At 53.2% G+C, this 15609-nt stretch carries 16 protein-coding genes; 5 read left to right on the forward strand and 11 right to left on the reverse strand.

What is annotated here, in order from left to right; genetic code table 11:
• Nucleotides 1-77: 77 nt before the first annotated feature.
• Both JXO50_02900 and JXO50_02905 read left to right on the forward strand, forming a co-directional pair.
• Entirely contained in the window at nt 78-746 is a 669-nt protein-coding gene (locus JXO50_02900) for an endonuclease III domain-containing protein (protein ID MBN2332033.1), read from the forward strand.
• 62 nt (nt 747-808) lie between these two features.
• Nucleotides 809-1945 (forward strand): sensor domain-containing diguanylate cyclase, encoded by a 1137-nt coding sequence (locus JXO50_02905; protein MBN2332034.1) that lies wholly within the window; start codon nt 809-811, stop codon nt 1943-1945.
• Between the two features lie 99 nt (nt 1946-2044).
• Here the strand turns inward: JXO50_02905 and JXO50_02910 are convergent, their stop codons facing one another.
• The 4 genes from JXO50_02910 to surE are packed head-to-tail and all read right to left on the reverse strand — an operon-like array spanning nt 2045 to nt 5172.
• Entirely contained in the window at nt 2045-2704 is a 660-nt protein-coding gene (locus tag JXO50_02910; GenBank protein ID MBN2332035.1) for a histidinol phosphate phosphatase domain-containing protein, read from the reverse strand.
• Entirely contained in the window at nt 2701-3093 is a 393-nt protein-coding gene (locus JXO50_02915) for a VanZ family protein (GenBank protein MBN2332036.1), read from the reverse strand. Before JXO50_02915 ends, JXO50_02910 begins: the two co-directional genes overlap by 4 nt.
• 1 nt (nt 3094) lies before the next feature.
• Complete coding sequence (gene miaB, locus JXO50_02920) at nt 3095-4414, reverse strand: tRNA (N6-isopentenyl adenosine(37)-C2)-methylthiotransferase MiaB (GenBank protein ID MBN2332037.1); 1320 nt, start codon at nt 4412-4414, stop codon at nt 3095-3097.
• Nucleotides 4402-5172, reverse strand: coding sequence for a 5'/3'-nucleotidase SurE (gene surE / locus JXO50_02925; protein ID MBN2332038.1), 771 nt, complete (start codon nt 5170-5172; stop codon nt 4402-4404). Before surE ends, miaB begins: the two co-directional genes overlap by 13 nt.
• Before the next feature lie 256 nt (nt 5173-5428).
• Here surE and JXO50_02930 point away from each other — a divergent pair, with 256 nt between their 5' ends.
• Nucleotides 5429-6586, forward strand: a complete 1158-nt coding sequence (locus JXO50_02930) for an ABC transporter substrate-binding protein (GenBank protein ID MBN2332039.1) — start codon at nt 5429-5431, stop codon at nt 6584-6586.
• A gap of 229 nt (nt 6587-6815) precedes the next feature.
• Here the strand turns inward: JXO50_02930 and JXO50_02935 are convergent, their stop codons facing one another.
• From JXO50_02935 to JXO50_02945, 3 genes are all read right to left on the reverse strand, one after another.
• Nucleotides 6816-9593 (reverse strand): VWA domain-containing protein, encoded by a 2778-nt coding sequence (locus JXO50_02935; GenBank protein ID MBN2332040.1) that lies wholly within the window; start codon nt 9591-9593, stop codon nt 6816-6818.
• 129 nt (nt 9594-9722) lie between these two features.
• Nucleotides 9723-10529: a CbbQ/NirQ/NorQ/GpvN family protein gene (locus JXO50_02940; protein ID MBN2332041.1), complete on the reverse strand. Its 807-nt coding sequence runs from the start codon at nt 10527-10529 to the stop codon at nt 9723-9725.
• A 29-nt stretch (nt 10530-10558) separates the two neighbouring features.
• Nucleotides 10559-10828 (reverse strand): hypothetical protein, encoded by a 270-nt coding sequence (locus tag JXO50_02945; protein MBN2332042.1) that lies wholly within the window; start codon nt 10826-10828, stop codon nt 10559-10561.
• Between the two features lie 103 nt (nt 10829-10931).
• Between JXO50_02945 and JXO50_02950 the strand changes: the two genes are divergently transcribed.
• Nucleotides 10932-11324: an HIT domain-containing protein gene (locus JXO50_02950; GenBank protein MBN2332043.1), complete on the forward strand. Its 393-nt coding sequence runs from the start codon at nt 10932-10934 to the stop codon at nt 11322-11324.
• Between the two features lie 103 nt (nt 11325-11427).
• Here the strand turns inward: JXO50_02950 and JXO50_02955 are convergent, their stop codons facing one another.
• The 3 genes from JXO50_02955 to JXO50_02965 form a co-directional block, all read right to left on the reverse strand.
• A complete protein-coding gene (locus JXO50_02955; GenBank protein ID MBN2332044.1) occupies nt 11428-12291 on the reverse strand; it encodes a flippase-like domain-containing protein in 864 nt (287 codons plus the stop codon).
• Nucleotides 12292-12358: 67 nt separating this feature from the next.
• Nucleotides 12359-12922, reverse strand: coding sequence for an acyltransferase (locus tag JXO50_02960; protein ID MBN2332045.1), 564 nt, complete (start codon nt 12920-12922; stop codon nt 12359-12361).
• On the reverse strand, nt 12919-13584 hold the full coding sequence (locus JXO50_02965; GenBank protein ID MBN2332046.1) for a hypothetical protein: 666 nt from the start codon (nt 13582-13584) through the stop codon (nt 12919-12921). The genes JXO50_02960 and JXO50_02965 overlap by 4 nt, the downstream gene beginning before the upstream one ends.
• Before the next feature lie 11 nt (nt 13585-13595).
• On the opposite strand from JXO50_02965, the gene JXO50_02970 reads away from it, so the two are divergent.
• Complete coding sequence (locus tag JXO50_02970) at nt 13596-14384, forward strand: hypothetical protein (protein MBN2332047.1); 789 nt, start codon at nt 13596-13598, stop codon at nt 14382-14384.
• Nucleotides 14385-14393: 9 nt separating this feature from the next.
• On the opposite strand, the gene JXO50_02975 is transcribed toward JXO50_02970, so the two are convergent.
• Nucleotides 14394-15341, reverse strand: a complete 948-nt coding sequence (locus JXO50_02975; protein MBN2332048.1) for a glycosyltransferase family 2 protein — start codon at nt 15339-15341, stop codon at nt 14394-14396.
• Between the last annotated feature and the right edge of the window lie 268 nt (nt 15342-15609).

Below are 15609 nucleotides of genomic sequence, written 5' to 3' on the forward strand. Positions count from 1 at the left end.
ACAGGGTGCAGAAGATTTTCTATCTTAGCACCCTGTTTTACTGACACCCATGAGGCGCAACCATAGGATCTGACAACATAGCAACCCCCGGGGCAGACTGCCGACCGGCATTACTTTTCCAGGAACTTGCGGCAGCCTATGGCCCCCAGCATTGGTGGCCGGCTGACACGGTTGCCGAAACCATTATCGGGGCTATTCTCACCCAGAATACCACCTGGTCCAATGTTGAGCGGGTCCTTGGCATTTTGCGCCAGGAGCAGCTGCTGGATTTTGGCCGGCTGACCTCTCTCAGCCATGCGCAGCTGGCTCCCCTGATCCGTGCTTCCGGCTATTACAACCAAAAATCCCGGCGCCTCCAGGAATTCGGCCGACGGCTGCACAACGATTTCGGTTCTCTCAAACGGCTGGCAGCTTTACCGACCGGCGAACTCAGGCAGTGGTTGCTGGCCGTTAATGGTATTGGCAAGGAAACTGCCGACAGCATTCTGCTCTATGCTTTCCAGCGGCCGGTCTTTGTCGTTGATGCCTACACCACCAGGATTTTCAGCCGCCATGCTATGGTTGCTCACCAGGCAACCTATGATCAGATACAGGACTATCTGCATGCCAACCTGCAACCCAGAGCTCGAATCTATAACGAATTTCACGCCCTGTTGGTCCGGGTCGGCAAGGATTACTGTAAAAAACGGCAGCCGGCATGTGCCGCCTGCCCCCTGGACACACTTCTCCCCCGAGAAGAAGTGTGATGGTACCTAAAGGTATCAGAGCAAGCAAGTAAACGATTCAACCATGACGAGAGGGATTGTCCATGACCACAAAACCAGTTGATACTGACTTGAACAATACGGTGATTGACGCCAAGGGAGCAATTTTTGAAAAGATTTTTGCGGAAAACCGGGAGCTCAGAGAAAAGCTGGCCCGGATCATGGCCATCAGCCGGGAAAATCAGGACCGTCAGCACCATTACAATCAGGTTGAAGACCGGATCTTCGCGGCGGAAAATCTCCCCCAGCTCCTGCTCTCCCTCCAGCAGGAAGTGGGAGAACGCTTCACCATCCCCATGGTTTCGGTCGCCCTGCTGAATTCGGTTATGGAAGGAATTGAAAATACCAGGCTGGCAACCGACCAGATCGCCATCAACATGACCCCCACCACAACCATGCCGAAGGAAATCTATCTCTCTTTGTTCCCCAACCATAAACCACTGATTTTCGCCGGCATACCGCTGGAGCTGGCCGCTTTTTTTCCGGCCGCAAAAAACACCACTGTCGGTTCTTCGGCTGCCATCCCGCTGGCCGCCGGCAACCGCTGTATGGGCATCCTCATGCTGATCAGTGACGACCCGGAAAAATTTCAGCCCACCATGGCAACCGATTTCATTGAGCGGCTTGGCAGCCGGCTGGCCATCGCCATTGAAAATCTGGCCATTCGCGGACAACTGGAAAAAGCCTCGCGCACCGACCAGCTCACCGGAGTATTCAACCGCCATTCCCTGAAGGAAATTCTGAGGCTGGAATTTGAACGGGCAAAACGCTACCAGCACCCCCTCTCCCTGATGATGATCGACCTGGATGATTTCAAGCAGATAAACGACCACCATGGTCATGGGGTCGGCGATCTGGTCCTGACGCAGCTTGGGGTAGTCCTGATGGAAAACACGAGGAGCAATGACGCCGTCTTCCGTTACGGCGGTGATGAGTTTCTTATTATCATGCCCCATACCAATCAGCTTCAGGCCCAGAGGGTGGCCGAAAAAATTCTTGCTAAAACCAGGGACGGAGAAATTTTTCTGGAAGGTTCGCTTGGACTGTCCTGCTCACTGTCCATCGGTCAGGCAACATTCCCGACCAGCGGCATCGACTCGCCGGAAACCCTGCTGGAAGTGGCGGATGAACATCTCTACGCCGCCAAGAAAGCAGGAAAGGGCAGGGTAAAAAGCGGTTAGCTGAGAAAAATTCAACAGGAGAAAATCAGACCAGCAAAACAAGGGAGAAACGTGTTCATCGGGAAGACGGAAACTTCCAAGACCACTATCAGATAGCAATCAATCGGCCGCCGACACCGCACGGTCAACCAGTTTTTGGGCCATTGACCGCATCTCCTGCCACTCCGCCTCGCTCAATCCGGCACCCAGGGCAACCTGAGAAGCAAACTCGAGAGACACCAGATCCCCCGGCGCATGGGCGTCATTATCCAGTACCAACGGCGCACCAACTTCCCTGGCCAGCCGGGCAACGTGGCCATTGGCAATGCTGTGGCCCTTGCGGGTCGTAATCTCCAGACATACTCCCCGGCTGGCGGCCAGTTCCGCAACTGAGCGGGAAATCAACCCCGGATGGGCCAGGATATCTATGCCGCTCTCCACCGCCGCCTTATTGGTCCCCGGACAGACCGGCTCGGTGATCGTTTCACCATGAACAACAACAATCCTGGCCCCAAGATCCCGCGCTTGATCCACCAGACGGCTGATCAACGCCGGCGGCACATGGGTAATCTCCACCCCCGGAATCAGGGTTATCGACATCTCCGGCTGCAGATCGGCACAAACAGCAACAATCTTCGGCACCACCCAATCGAGATTGGAACTGTCCACATGGTCCGTAAAGGCCAGTGCCCGGTACCCGAGAACTTGGGCCCGCCGGGCCAGTTCAGCCGGCAGCAGGACACCGTCACTGAACAGGGTATGGGTATGCAGATCAATCATCCTTCTCTCCTTTGGCAGATCACCATATATATCCGGGCACCGAGATAGCCGCCGGCACCATCGGCCAGAATATCCATCGGGGAGCTGTCCCGACCCGGCACCAGAGACTGATGGAACTCGTCACTGATACCATAAACCAGCGCCAGCAAAAAGGCAAGCAGGAGCAGAAACGCCGGACTTCTGGCCGGCAGCAGCCGCCGCCAGAAACGATAGCCCAAAACGCCAAGAACCGCGTATTCCAGCAGGTGCAGCAGTTTATCGAAATGACTGAAGGAAACCCCAAGATCAAGATCCGATTGGGCAGAGAAATAATAGATCAGGGCACCATAGCCAACCAGGGGCAGCAGATAAAAGCAAACCAGGGAGCCAGCCCCATTCCTGAACGACATGTTAAAAAACCTCACCCCGCAGAGAATGACGCAGGGCAGCGGTAATCCGCACGGTCAACAGGGAGCCGGTATGATCCCGGGGGGCAAAAAAATTGACAATCTGGCTGCCACCGGTACGACCGACCCACTGCCGTTCCCCCCTCTTCGCCGGCCCCACAACCAGGATTTCCCGGGTGCTGCCGACCATGGCTTCGAGATTTTCAGCGGTGATCTCATCCTGGAGTTGCTGAAATTGCCGCAGCCGTTCTTTTTTCACCTCTTCAGGAACCTGTTCATTAAAGTTGGCCGCCCTGGTTCCCGGCCGCGGCGAATATTTGAACGAAAATACCGTGTCATACCTGACCAAGCGAGTCATTTCCAAGGTCTGCTGAAAATCGCTGTCAGTTTCGCCGGGAAAACCGATAATCATATCGGATGACAGGGAAATAGTGGTGCAAACCCGGCGGAGATGATCCACTTTTGCCAGATAGTCAGCCACTGTATACCCCCGACCCATGCGCTGCAAGATCCGGTCGGAACCGGCCTGCAGCGGTAGGTGCAGCTGCGGGCAGAGATGATCCAGACTGCCGTAGGCTTCAATCAGTTCCACCGACAGATCCTTGGGATGGGACGTGGTAAAACGGATCCGATCAATCCCGGCAATCCCGTTGACCCGGGCCAGCAGTTCAGCAAATGAACATTCCCCGGGACTTTGGAGGCCATAGGAATTGACATTCTGTCCCAGCAGAACCACTTCCCTGATCCCCTGGTCGGCCAACTGGTGCACTTCCTCAATAATTGCGGCACTGGAACGGCTGTACTCCCGACCTCTGACATGGGGGACGATACAGTAGCTGCAGAAATTATTGCAGCCCTGCATGATGGTTACAAACGCAGCGACCGTACCGGCAGCATAACGAGGAATAATATCCAGGGAGGAGATGGCTTCGCGAAAATCCGTATCGACAGCCGACAAATCCCCGTTTCTGACCCGCTGCACCATCAGCGGCAGCCTATCAATCGCATGGGTACCAAAAACGATATCGAGTTCAGGACATTTTTCCCGCAGCCGCGGGCCCCACTGCTGGGCAACGCAGCCGCCCACTGCCACCACCAGCTGGGGATTTTTTCGCTTCAAGGGCAGGTAACGGCCAAGAGCACTAAAGAGCTTCTGCTCCGGTTTTTCCCGCACACTGCAGGTATTGATGACAATCAGATCCGCCTGCCGGTAATCACCGGTGATCTCATAGCCCTGTTCAATAAAAAGGGAACCGATCTTCAGGGAATCGCTGACATTCATCTGGCAGCCATAGGTTTCAACAAAGAGGTTCATCGTGACCATTCCCACCGTTTCAGCGCTTCAATAACCCGGTAGTTGGTCAGGTCCAGATGGAGGGGGGTCAAAGAGACACAGCCCTGCTGAATCACCTGGAAGTCGGAGTTTTCAATATCCTGCCCCCCCAGGACATCACCGCCAATCCAGTAGTATTTCTGCCCCCGGGGGTCAACATTTTCCATCACCGCATCGGAATAGATCCGTTTCCCCTGCTTGGTCACCCGATAACCGGCCAGATCCTCCCAGCGCCGATCGGGCACATTGACATTGAACAGGGTATCGGCGGGCATGCCATGGTGGAAAATCCGTTCTGCCACCTCCAGCGCCACCCGGCCGGCCGTCTCAAAATGGTGTTCCCGCCCCACCACCAGGGAAACCGCAAGGGAGGGAATGCCCAGCAGGGTCCCCTCAAAGGCAGCGGCTACCGTTCCCGAATAGGTGATATCATCACCAAGGTTGCCGCCCTTGTTAATCCCTGAAACCACCAGGTCAGGCGGAGTATCCTTCATAATGGCATTGATCGCCAGGTTGATGCAATCCGTCGGCGTCCCATCGACCGCATACCAGCCGGCGGCAACCTGTTCAACCCGCAAAGGGTTGCGCAGGGTGAGGGAATGGCTGCAGGCACTCTGCTCCCGATCCGGAGCAACGACGGTCACCGTTCCCACATCAGCCAGTGTATCAGCCAATACCTTGATGCCGAAAGCGCTGATGCCGTCATCATTGGCAACGAGTATCCGCCTTTTCCGTCCTGTTTTTACCATCGACCTGCCAACGTTCTCTCTCTTTTCGCTAAAAAATAATACTTCAACCCGCAGGTGGTCCCATAAACACCCAAGCCTGCGCCACTCTTTTGCAGGCGGTTATACGCTTTTTATCCCCGTTCGTCAACGCCCTCAGCCATCCCTTTACAACCATTTTAGCTTTATGATATAGCATGGAATGCGCACCTGGGGATAGGCCATGATTGCAAAAAACCTTGTTGTTCCCCTCTTGCACCACCCATAGGCCGGAAGAATCATGCATCGTTGTCCACAACCCATTATTCTGTTTTTTTTCCTGCTGTCGCTGACCATTGTTGCTGCAGTGCCTCTCAAGGCCCAGGAAACCATCAGCATCGGGGTCGTACTGCCTTTGACCGGCTATCAGGAAGCCGCTGGCGCACGGGAAAGGCAGGCCTTCGAGTTTGCCGAGGAACAGGTTAACCTGGCGGGCGGCATCCAAGGACGACTCTTGCACCTGATTTTCATTGATTCAACCGGCAGCCCCGTCCAGGCAGTGGAAGCGGTCAAAAAAACTATGAGCGGGGTCGATGAGCTGCTGCTCCTGACCGGCGGTTGCAGCAGTCCGGCAAGCTGGGCGGTGGCGGCCTATGCCCAGCAGCAACAAATCCCGTTTCTCATCACCACCGCGGCCAACCCTAAAATCACCCGCCAGCACTGGGACTACATTTTCCGCCTTGCCCCCCTGGAAGAGGAAAAACTGCTGCCCATAGCCCGTTATATCAAGCAGATTGAGGGGTACCAGACTGCCGCAATCATCTATGAAAACAGCATCTGCAGAACTGAAACCGCTAAAAAATTGAAATATCTGTGTGCTGACCTTGGTCTTGACCTGGCAATCTGGAGCAGCTACCGGCCAGGACGCATCAATACCCGTTACCTTGGCGAGCAGCTGGCAGAAAAAGAACCGGAAATCCTTTTTCTGGTCGGCAATGGAACGGATGCGACCCCCCTGCTGGAATATCTCCATAAGCAGGGAAATGTTCCACTGCATATTGTTGGCTGTACCGGCGCCTTCAGCCAGCAGTCCCTATGGGACAATGCCGGCGAACTGGCTAATGGAGTCCAGGCTGTCGCTCCGTGGGGGGATTTTCTGCCCTATGAGGGCATTGAACGTTTTGTTAACGACTACCGGCTTGCCTTTGCCGAGGCTCCCGACTATCATGCCGCGGCAGCCCAGGCCAGCATTGACGTTATCCGGGAAACCCTTTCCCACGCCCTCCTCTTCACCCGTGAGGAGATCAGAGATCTCCTGGCCGACACCGACATGATGACCGTCTTCGGTCCCATTTCATTTATCACCGATGGCCAGCACACCAACCAGAATCGCCTCACCGGCCACCTGCTCCAATGGCAGAACGGCATCCTGGAGCTAGTCCCGCCGCCAGAGGATTGATGCCGATACTGGGCACATCATTTTTGCCCGGTTGAACAATCTGGAGCGTTATAACGTTTTCAGAGCCAGGTCCCCGCTCATTCTCGCCGGCCAGCCTTGGCCGGCTCCGAGGTGTCCGCCAGGAATCACCATCCAGGTGATTCGTCCGAGGGCCACAACCGCTCAGAATCTGACCCTGAAACCTTGTTAGCCCAACAATCGCTCAAAGGAGATGTTTTGGCAATCTATCTCACTGTTTGGTAAGGGCACGATAGATCCGCGGCAGCCTGTCCGGCAAATCCCGCACCTCAGCAATGACCGTATGGTGAACATCGCCGTACAGTCGGTCGAAGTGAGGAGAATTAACCGCGTTGACCGTCACTGCATGGACATGGACAAAGTGTGAGCGACTTTCCCGGATAGCCGCCCGGCAATCCTCAATGGCGTACTCCTGGCTGTAATCCTGATCGTTGGGCAGGCCATCACTCAAGACAATCAGAAGTTTTACCTTGGCCGGATAACCGGCCAGTTTGGAGGTTGCATGGCGGATGGCCGGCCCCATGCGGGTGTTTTTTTCCGGCCGCAAAGCTCCGATTCTGCTCTTCACCTCATCGTTCAACGGCTCAGCAAAGTCTTTCAGTTGAAAAAACTCCGCCGCCAGACGACCCGAACCGGAAAAGCCGGCAATGGCAAAACAATCCCCCACCCGCTCAAGCGCCTCACAGAAAAGAACAATCGCCTCTTTTTCAACCTCAAGAATGGTTTTTCTGGAATCGGCAAGCTTATTCTTGGTTGAGCTGCTCACGTCAATCAGCAGGAAGACAGTCACATCCCGTTCCACCTTTAGCCGCTTGCAATACAACCGTTCTTCGGGAGTCCGGCGAAGCCGCCGGTCGATGGCATAGTCCAGCAGGGCATCATAATCAAAGGAATCGCCTTCCGGCCAATGACGCAGCATCTGCAGACCTTCAGGACGCAGCATTTCAAAATTGCGCCGGATACGCCGCACCAGTCCGTGGTGATGCTGCAATACCTCCGGATAAAAAGAGGCATCTATCCCAACCCGCTGGTGCTGCAGCAGTTTGACATGATCCCGGAGATAATCATGGAGATGGCAGCTCCATTCGTCATACCAGAAGGTCGGCACCTGCTCATCAAGCCCGACTGCAGCCACCGATTGTTCCGGCGGAAAAAAACTACTCAAATCAAGTTCAGCCAACAAATCCTTCAGGGTTTTGCTTCCCGATACGCTTGCTTTGCCGCTGGCAAGCAACAGATTTTTCAGCACATCCGGGGTCAGCACAGCATCCTGTTCAAGGAGCAGTTGTTTCAGATCGCCTTTAAAACTTTCGATGCCGGCTTCCGCCAGCAGACCATGGAGCTCCCGGGCCCTCTCATCCTGAGGCTGAAAAGCCCGGGCCATGAGGTCAAAACGTAGACGGCGGCCATAAGGATAGGCGGGGCGACAATATGCTTTTTCCAGTTCAATTCCGACGCCGGCAGCAGCGACAACAGGATAACTTTCGGCCACCACCGCGGCTGCTGCCTCCACCGGAGAACTGCTGGTGATAGTCTCCTCAAAAATCCGCCGCACGGCAGCAATCGCCCGCAGCCAGGGATCATCACCATCGCACCCACCCAGCCCGAGAACCAGGCAACGGTATAAATCCAACCAGAAGGAGCCGCCGGGCACCGCTCGCCAGTTTAAACCCACCGCCAGCCAGTGGTCGGCTTGTTTGGCAAAACCCGGGTAATGGCGCCGCAGGAAGCAGATCAGGCGGCCCTGTTCAACAAGCTGCAGCAGTTCTTCGGCCAGCAAAGGCCGGGGGAAACAACGGAAAAAACGGCTAAAGTCATCACTATTTTCCCCCAAGCCGGGAGCAGCAGGATCCTTTTTAGCCTCCCGACCGCCAGCCACCAACTCCGGTCCGTACATAAGCCCAAAACGCTGCAGGTCAAAGGTGAAGGTGCCGGCTTCCCAACAGGCCAGTTCCAGACCGGCAAGGATACGGTAGAGCAGCTGGTTTTCACCTACTGTTGCACCCGTTGCCATCTCGGCAGGCAGATAGATGAAACGGCCATCGGTACAGGGACCCGGCTGTGGCGCGCCGGGTGACTTAGGCAGATGCGCCAGAGAACGGACCGCCACCGCCTGGCCGCTGCGGGCAAAAAGATAGCGGTTCAGCGCCGAGGTTAGCGATGCAAGGGAAACCATGGTCTGCAACTGGCGGCAGGCATCAATGCCCATGCGGGACTCAAGGGCGAGAAAACGCCGGCGTTTGCCATGATCGCCAGCGGCTAACGCCCGAGCGACAAAGGTCTGTAAATCTTTCCTGCCCAGGTGGGCAGCCCCCTTTTCCAGACCCTGGAAAAAGGCATGGGCCAGGGAATAATCCTCCTCCACCACCCGCATAAGCGGCGTAACCTGCCAGTCACGCTTCTCCGGCTGACAGAATAGCATCCCCCGGGAGAGCAGGGGGGCATAGCGAATCAATTCTCGCTCACTGATCTGCTGGCGGCAGGCGGCCAGAATCATCTGCAAAAAAAGTTCAGCAGCATATTCAGCCTCGGCCTCCAGCAGCGCTAGCAGGGCATTCATCACCTGCCCCAGAGGATACGGGCCCCAGGGGCCGATGGTCATCACCACCGAACGGGCCAACTCCAGCAGACGGATATTGCCGGTCTGGATAATCGCAATAAATTTTTCCGCCACCGAACGGGCAATGACCGGCGTAATCCCGGTGCCGGCTTCCACTGCGCTGACATACTGCTCCTGCCAGTTGTGGGAAACAATCCCCGCCAGCTTCAGCATGCCGGTGGCCACCGCCTTGCCCAGTTCAGGATAGTCAGCCAGCCAATTCAACGTATGCTCCACCAGGAGCTGCACTTCAGCCAGCGTGGGAGGCGATGTTTTTTCACAAAGCTCCCGGTAAATTCGGTCGGCAAGCTCGGGCTCGACCAAAAAAAGGGGCTCAAGGATGGTCAGGTAATCGAAAGAATCCAAAGGGGTGTCAACATGATCTGGCATGATACTCAGTATGACCTGGGAGGTTGACAATAGCTGGGAAGAAGGAGCACATGCCTTCCTGATGAGTGCACAGTGCTGCTTCCGGAAAATCTGATGGGTACCGGGGAGATCGGCAGAACGGATTGGCGACTAGCCGAACATGTCGCTGATGATTTCCTCGAGGGTTTCCAATAATCCCGGATCATCAGTCAGCGGCTGGATAATGGCGGCCCGACAGGCTTCCAGCGGCCCAATGCCCTGGCGAATCAGCTGGGCGGCATAGATCAACAGCCGGGTGCTGGCCCCTTCGGCCAACCCCTGCTCCCTGATGTGACGGATGCGGCCCGCCAGTTCCACCAGCAGTGTGGCCATATCCTGTTCAATGCCGCTTTCCCGGCTGACAATAGCACTTTCTTCACTGACGGCGGGATAGTCAAATTCCAGGGCAACAAAGCGTTGACGGGTACTCTGCTTAAGATCCTTGAGCACTGACTGGTAGCCGGGATTATAAGAGATCACCAGCAAAAAATCAGGATGAGCTTTGAGGATTTCGCCACGCTTGTCAATGGGCAGCAGTCGACGGTCATCAGCCAGCGGGTGAATAACCACCGTCGTATCCTTGCGGGCTTCCACCACCTCATCGAGATAGCAGATTCCCCCATGGCGGACCGCCAGCGTTAAAGGGCCGTCCATCCACACGGTTTCATCACCGGTGAGGAGATAACGGCCAACCAGATCAGCGGCAAAGAGATCTTCATGGCAGGAGATGGTGATCAGCGGCCGTTTGAGGACATAGGCCATATGCTCCACAAAACGGGTCTTGCCGCAGCCAGTGGGCCCTTTCAGCATCACCGGCAACCGCTCCCTGCAGGCAGCCATGAACAACGCCACCTCGTTGCCCAAAGGCAAATAGTAGGGTTCAGATGATATGCGGTATTCCTGCATGCTGTTCGGCATAGCTTACCTGATTTTCTCCCGGTACCGGTTCAGGGACGTGCCAGTCTTTCAATGATAAACTGTTTCTCCGCAGAAACTGCAAAGACAATCCGTTCTTCCCCGGCTTCGACAATCATCCCGGGAAGCTGCCGGAGGCAGCCGCAGCTGCAATCATAGAAGCGAAGCTGGTGGGTCTGTTCAGAGGTCGGATCTTCAAGGGGAAAAATCATCAAATCTTTAGCCCGCGACTGGGATGATGCCCCGTCAACAACCATCGTAATCGTGCAAAAACCCCGGGGGACATAATTAATCTGCTCCACCAGTTCTCCCTTTCGATGGACAACCAACAGTCATGATGATTTTTTGACCTACCATAGGAACAGCGATTTGACAAGAACTTATGGCTGGGATATGGTGAGGTTCATGGAACATGAACAGAACATTGTCAGCTGTATTTTCTGTCAGCCGGAAACCTTCAGCAACAGGAGGAAAAGCAGGCATTTTTACCTCATCGCCGACCGCTTTCCGGTTACCACAGGACACCACCTGATCATCCCCTTCCGCCATATTCCCGATCCCCTTGAACTGACCGCTGAGGAAATGACTGAGGCATGGGAGCTGATCAAAGAGACGGCGGCCACCCTGCAGCAGAACGACCCTTCTATCACAGGATTCAACATCGGCATGAATTGCGGCCAGTCCGCCGGTCAGACCATTTTTCACACCCACATTCACTTGATTCCCCGCCGCCAAGACGATGTGGCCAACCCCCGGGGCGGTGTCCGGGGCGTCATCCCGACAAGGCAGAACTACTGACTATCCCCCCCTGACCGCAGCGCTACCGCCACTTGCATGCCGCTGGCGCCGTTTCAGCATAACCTTCTGAACAATAAAAGAAAGCCCATCATCAAACAAGTATTCAGATATCACAGGCAACATCACCTTCGGCAGGTTCAGGCGACCGCAACATCAGAGCCAAACTGCCAAGGATAGCCACATATGATATGAGAATGACATGGGAGGCCATGGTCAATGGCAATCCTTGTGCGGGGGCAATCCCCAGCATACTGAGTGCTGCCAGCCAACCGGCTTCATGGTTGCCGGCATTTGCCAACCCCTGGAGGGGAAACAACTGCAGGGGAAGCTGGATGGCCGCCAGAAACCAAACATCCATAAATGCCAGGGGAATGGACAGGGACTGAATCACAGAAAAAATAGTACAGCCGGTCCAAAACCAGATTAAGAGGCTGACCAGTACCTCCCTGGTGACAAAATAGCTGACCTTCATGCCTGCTAAACGATTGTTAAGCGTCCTCTGCAACCTATTATTACCGGCATGCAGGAGAAAAAGAATTCCATAAGGCAACAGAAGCAGACCTATCCCGCTGAAAAAAAAGAGATATCTTACATAGGCTTGCAATTGGGGGGCGGATAAAAGTGACGCTGCAGAAAGCAACAACCCTAAAGAAAAAAAATCAAGCAGTCTGGCTCGGAGCAAAATACCACTGCCCAGAAGAAGAGGCAGCTGCGCATTACAACGCAGGAGCAAGGGCAACGAGAGATCTCCACTTCGTAAAGGCAGAAAATAGGAATAAAAACCGTGCAAACAGGATGATTTGATCGCCGCCGGGTAAAAAGGAACCTGATCTCCGGAAAGCATCCGAAGGCGATAGGCACGGGTCGCATAATTGAAAAAATAACAACCTAAACCAGCACCAATCCACGGAAGTTCCGCCTGACCCATGACCCGTAGCAGGGCTTTACGATTATAGAAAGCTACCATCACAATGAGCACAAGAAGAGCCACCGACAGAGTAAAGGAAAATTTTTTCGATTGAAAAAATTTCATGCTAATCTGGGGAAGATACCGAGGAGTAATCGCGGCCACTGTAAGGCTCTTTTTCCTTGACAACCCGGCATGGGTTGCCAGCAGCAATGGCGTTTGAGGGGATATCAGCGGTTACAATCGAACCGGCCCCTATAACCACATTATCACCGATAGTAACACCTGGCATAATTACCGCATTCATACCGATCCACACATTACTACCGATTCTGACGGGAGGCCCCTGCACATGCCGGTCATAATCATTGAGATCATGTCCAGAACTGATTATGCCCACCCCTGGGCCAACTCGGACATTGTGACCAAAAACAATACCGTTTCTGGCTTGGATATAACAGGATGAGTTCATTCCCGGAGCACAACGGTTGCCAATCCTGATGTTTTTCCAGTAAAGTATTCTTGATGAGAAATGAACCGGCCAGGGAACCCGGCCATTGATTCTAAGTAACTTTTGGGGCAGGAAAAAATAGAGCTGGTGCATTATGGGAATACCCTTGGCCTTCGGGTAAAACCATGCAAGCCAGATAAAGAAAGCCGATATCCTGTCAAAAAAGGGAAGCATTTTCATGGCAAGGTTGCGTTTGCCTTTGTTTCAAGTTCTGTGGCTGAGATCTTCAGCGTAATCTTAAAAAAATCAGTAATGAATTGCGATAACACATCGTCGCTGAACAGCTGACTCATGGTCACCCTCTGGTAATGCGGATTTTTAGCATATTTTCTCAAAAAATAATCATTTTTCAGCCGATGAATAACTCGGTATTTATCAATAATGGCTTTACTTGTTAGATTTTCCAACGGCCATAACAATGGCTGCCAAAAAGGAATCATGTTATGGGCAATAAAACTCTTTTTTCTGGTTCTGGTCAACCGGTAGAGAGACCGGGCAAAGTCATCCTCATCCCTGACAATATGAATAATCGCAGTTCTCGATGACCGTACCAATGCTTCCGGGATAATCATGGAGGTCAGGGGGTCGGTACTAATAATATGGTTGCCAGGCCGACTATTCTTTTCTATTATAAATCGGTATAATGGTTCGCTAAAACAGGCCAAAAGGGGAAGATGGTACTGAATGTTACCAAGAACATTCGCCAGTCGTGCATAGGTTGTCTGATGCATGACGGAATATTCAGACGGCAACACCTGACGCAGGATTTCTGCTATTCTTTTGGTGCCACACCTGCCGGTGGAAACAAAAAACATATAGCGGGGTTTACTATTTTCCATCATAAGGAGTAAACATGTTAGATTTCTCCGACAGCTATCCTGACTTTACCCTGCCCATGTACGAGCAGCTTTGCCAAACTGTTCTCGATCATCATTTTGTTATCAAAACAATCCATGAGGCAGTCAACAAAACGCAAAGGAACTCGCCGGCGCTTATTTTCCGCCATGACGTAGACCGCCAACCGCACACTGCCTTGAACATGGCCAAGCTTGAACATCGTCTGGGCATCAAAGCGAGCTACTATTTTCGCTTTGTTCAAGGGGTCTATATCCCTGAAATCATCAAGGAAATTCATGCCATGGGGCATGAAATCGGCTATCATTATGAAACCCTGTCGAAATGCAACGGCGATTATGACCGGGCCATTCTCCTCTTTCAAAAAGAATTGGCTGAATTTCGTTCCCTATGCCCGGTTACCACTATCAGCATGCATGGCCGGCCCCTCTCACCCTATGACAACCGCACCCTCTGGCAGAGATATGATTTCAAAACGTTCGGCATTGCAGGTGAATGCTATCTGTCCCTTGACTACCAGGCAATAACCTACCTCTCTGATACTGGCCGCACATGGAATCCCCATCGATACAATGTCAGGGACCGGGTGGATCAGGCCCCTCTGCCACCACTTGAAAGCACCAGCGACCTCATTTCATACCTGTCAGGTGAGCACCATAGGGATATCTGTATACTCACCCATCCCAATCGCTGGACCACAACAAAAAGTGAATGGCTGTTTTCAGCCTGCAGCGATTTCCTCATCAATCAGGGCAAACGAATTATCATCTCTCTGCGCCGCCGCTGATATCATCTGTCATTTCAATTCCTTGCCGTTCTCCATATCAAACCACATGGCAAAAAGGATAAACTGGCTGGCCGCAATAAAAGCAAACATAGTTGCCAAAGTAGCAGTCGGTGGGAAAAAACCAAGGGTCATTTTCTGGTAGAAAATTTTACCGGCAAGCACCAGAAAGGCAAGCCCAAAAGCAAAACCCAAAAGATAGAAGAAGATCAAGGGATGAAAATCCCTGATGACATATTTTTCAAACATCCGCCGCCAAAAACCTTTGGTCAGCAGCCAGGGAATAGTGAAGAGAACTTTTCTCACTTTAATACCTGACTGCTCGCCGACATTATAAACCGGACGGATGGAAACATCACGGACCCGGAAATGGCCAATGTTCAATTTGATCAACAAATCATTGGGCATCCCGTAGCGTGGGTAGATGCCATCAAGATCGATCCGTTCCAGAGCCGCCAGGGAGATGGCTGTATAGCCACTCTGGGAATCGGCAATATGCCAGTAGCCGGAGGCAATTTTGGTAAATAACGAGAGAAATGAGTTGCCGATATAGCGATATTTGGGAATCATTTCCCATGACTCGCCGCGGAACAGCCGGTTGCCTTTGGTGTAGTCACACTCATTCCGGCAGACGGGCCCGACAATTCTTGGCAGATCAGCCGGATCCATCTGGAAATCTGCAGCCATGACCGCCGTCACCTCAACCCGCTGGTCACGAGCCCACTTGTAGCCGGTGGCGATAGCGCCGCCGACTCCCTGGTTGCGTTCATGCGCCAGCAGCAGAACCTTGCCATTGACAGCCTCCAGCTCCTTTACAGCCGCAACGGTTGCATCGGTACTGCAATCATCAACAATAACGATATGATCAACAAACGATGGCATGGTGGCCACGACTTTGGCAATCAGCTTCTCTTCATTATACGCCGGGATGACCACCGCAATTGTCTTCTGCTCAAACATAGCAACCCATCTGTCTCAGGATTTAAAATCAATCAGGGACGTCCGCATCCTCAACCCATTACATTATCTATCACATCACAATGGTTCGACAGTCAAGTAGGAAAACTTGAAAAAAAGAAAAGGCCCCCGAAAGATCCACTTTCAGGAGCCTTTGGAAATCCCTGCAGAAAAAAAGCTAATCTGTTTAGAGATAGTATTCACCTGACAGTTGGCTACTGAAAGCGGTGGTCATATCGTCCTTGACTGAGATATAAGTGGAGTTACCAGA

Origin of the sequence: Candidatus Anaeroferrophillus wilburensis, from assembly GCA_016934315.1 — a bacterium.
Taxonomy (GTDB): Bacteria; Desulfobacterota; Anaeroferrophillalia; order Anaeroferrophillales; family Anaeroferrophillaceae; genus Anaeroferrophillus; species Anaeroferrophillus wilburensis.

Bases quoted from the DNA above. Each gene is read 5' to 3' on its own strand.
- JXO50_02905 (MBN2332034.1), top strand. From the start codon at position 809: ATGACCACAAAACCAGTTGATACTGACTTGAACAATACGGTGATTGAC.
- JXO50_02910 (MBN2332035.1), bottom strand. From the start codon at position 2,704: ATGATTGATCTGCATACCCATACCCTGTTCAGTGACGGTGTCCTGCTG.
- JXO50_02915 (MBN2332036.1), bottom strand. From the start codon at position 3,093: ATGTCGTTCAGGAATGGGGCTGGCTCCCTGGTTTGCTTTTATCTGCTG.
- miaB (MBN2332037.1), bottom strand. From the start codon at position 4,414: ATGGTCACGATGAACCTCTTTGTTGAAACCTATGGCTGCCAGATGAAT.
- surE (MBN2332038.1), bottom strand. From the start codon at position 5,172: ATGGTAAAAACAGGACGGAAAAGGCGGATACTCGTTGCCAATGATGAC.
- JXO50_02930 (MBN2332039.1), top strand. From the start codon at position 5,429: ATGCATCGTTGTCCACAACCCATTATTCTGTTTTTTTTCCTGCTGTCG.
- JXO50_02935 (MBN2332040.1), bottom strand. From the start codon at position 9,593: ATGCCAGATCATGTTGACACCCCTTTGGATTCTTTCGATTACCTGACC.
- JXO50_02940 (MBN2332041.1), bottom strand. From the start codon at position 10,529: ATGCCGAACAGCATGCAGGAATACCGCATATCATCTGAACCCTACTAT.
- JXO50_02950 (MBN2332043.1), top strand. From the start codon at position 10,932: ATGGAACATGAACAGAACATTGTCAGCTGTATTTTCTGTCAGCCGGAA.
- JXO50_02955 (MBN2332044.1), bottom strand. From the start codon at position 12,291: ATGGTAGCTTTCTATAATCGTAAAGCCCTGCTACGGGTCATGGGTCAG.
- JXO50_02960 (MBN2332045.1), bottom strand. From the start codon at position 12,922: ATGAAAATGCTTCCCTTTTTTGACAGGATATCGGCTTTCTTTATCTGG.
- JXO50_02965 (MBN2332046.1), bottom strand. From the start codon at position 13,584: ATGATGGAAAATAGTAAACCCCGCTATATGTTTTTTGTTTCCACCGGC.
- JXO50_02970 (MBN2332047.1), top strand. From the start codon at position 13,596: ATGTTAGATTTCTCCGACAGCTATCCTGACTTTACCCTGCCCATGTAC.
- JXO50_02975 (MBN2332048.1), bottom strand. From the start codon at position 15,341: ATGTTTGAGCAGAAGACAATTGCGGTGGTCATCCCGGCGTATAATGAA.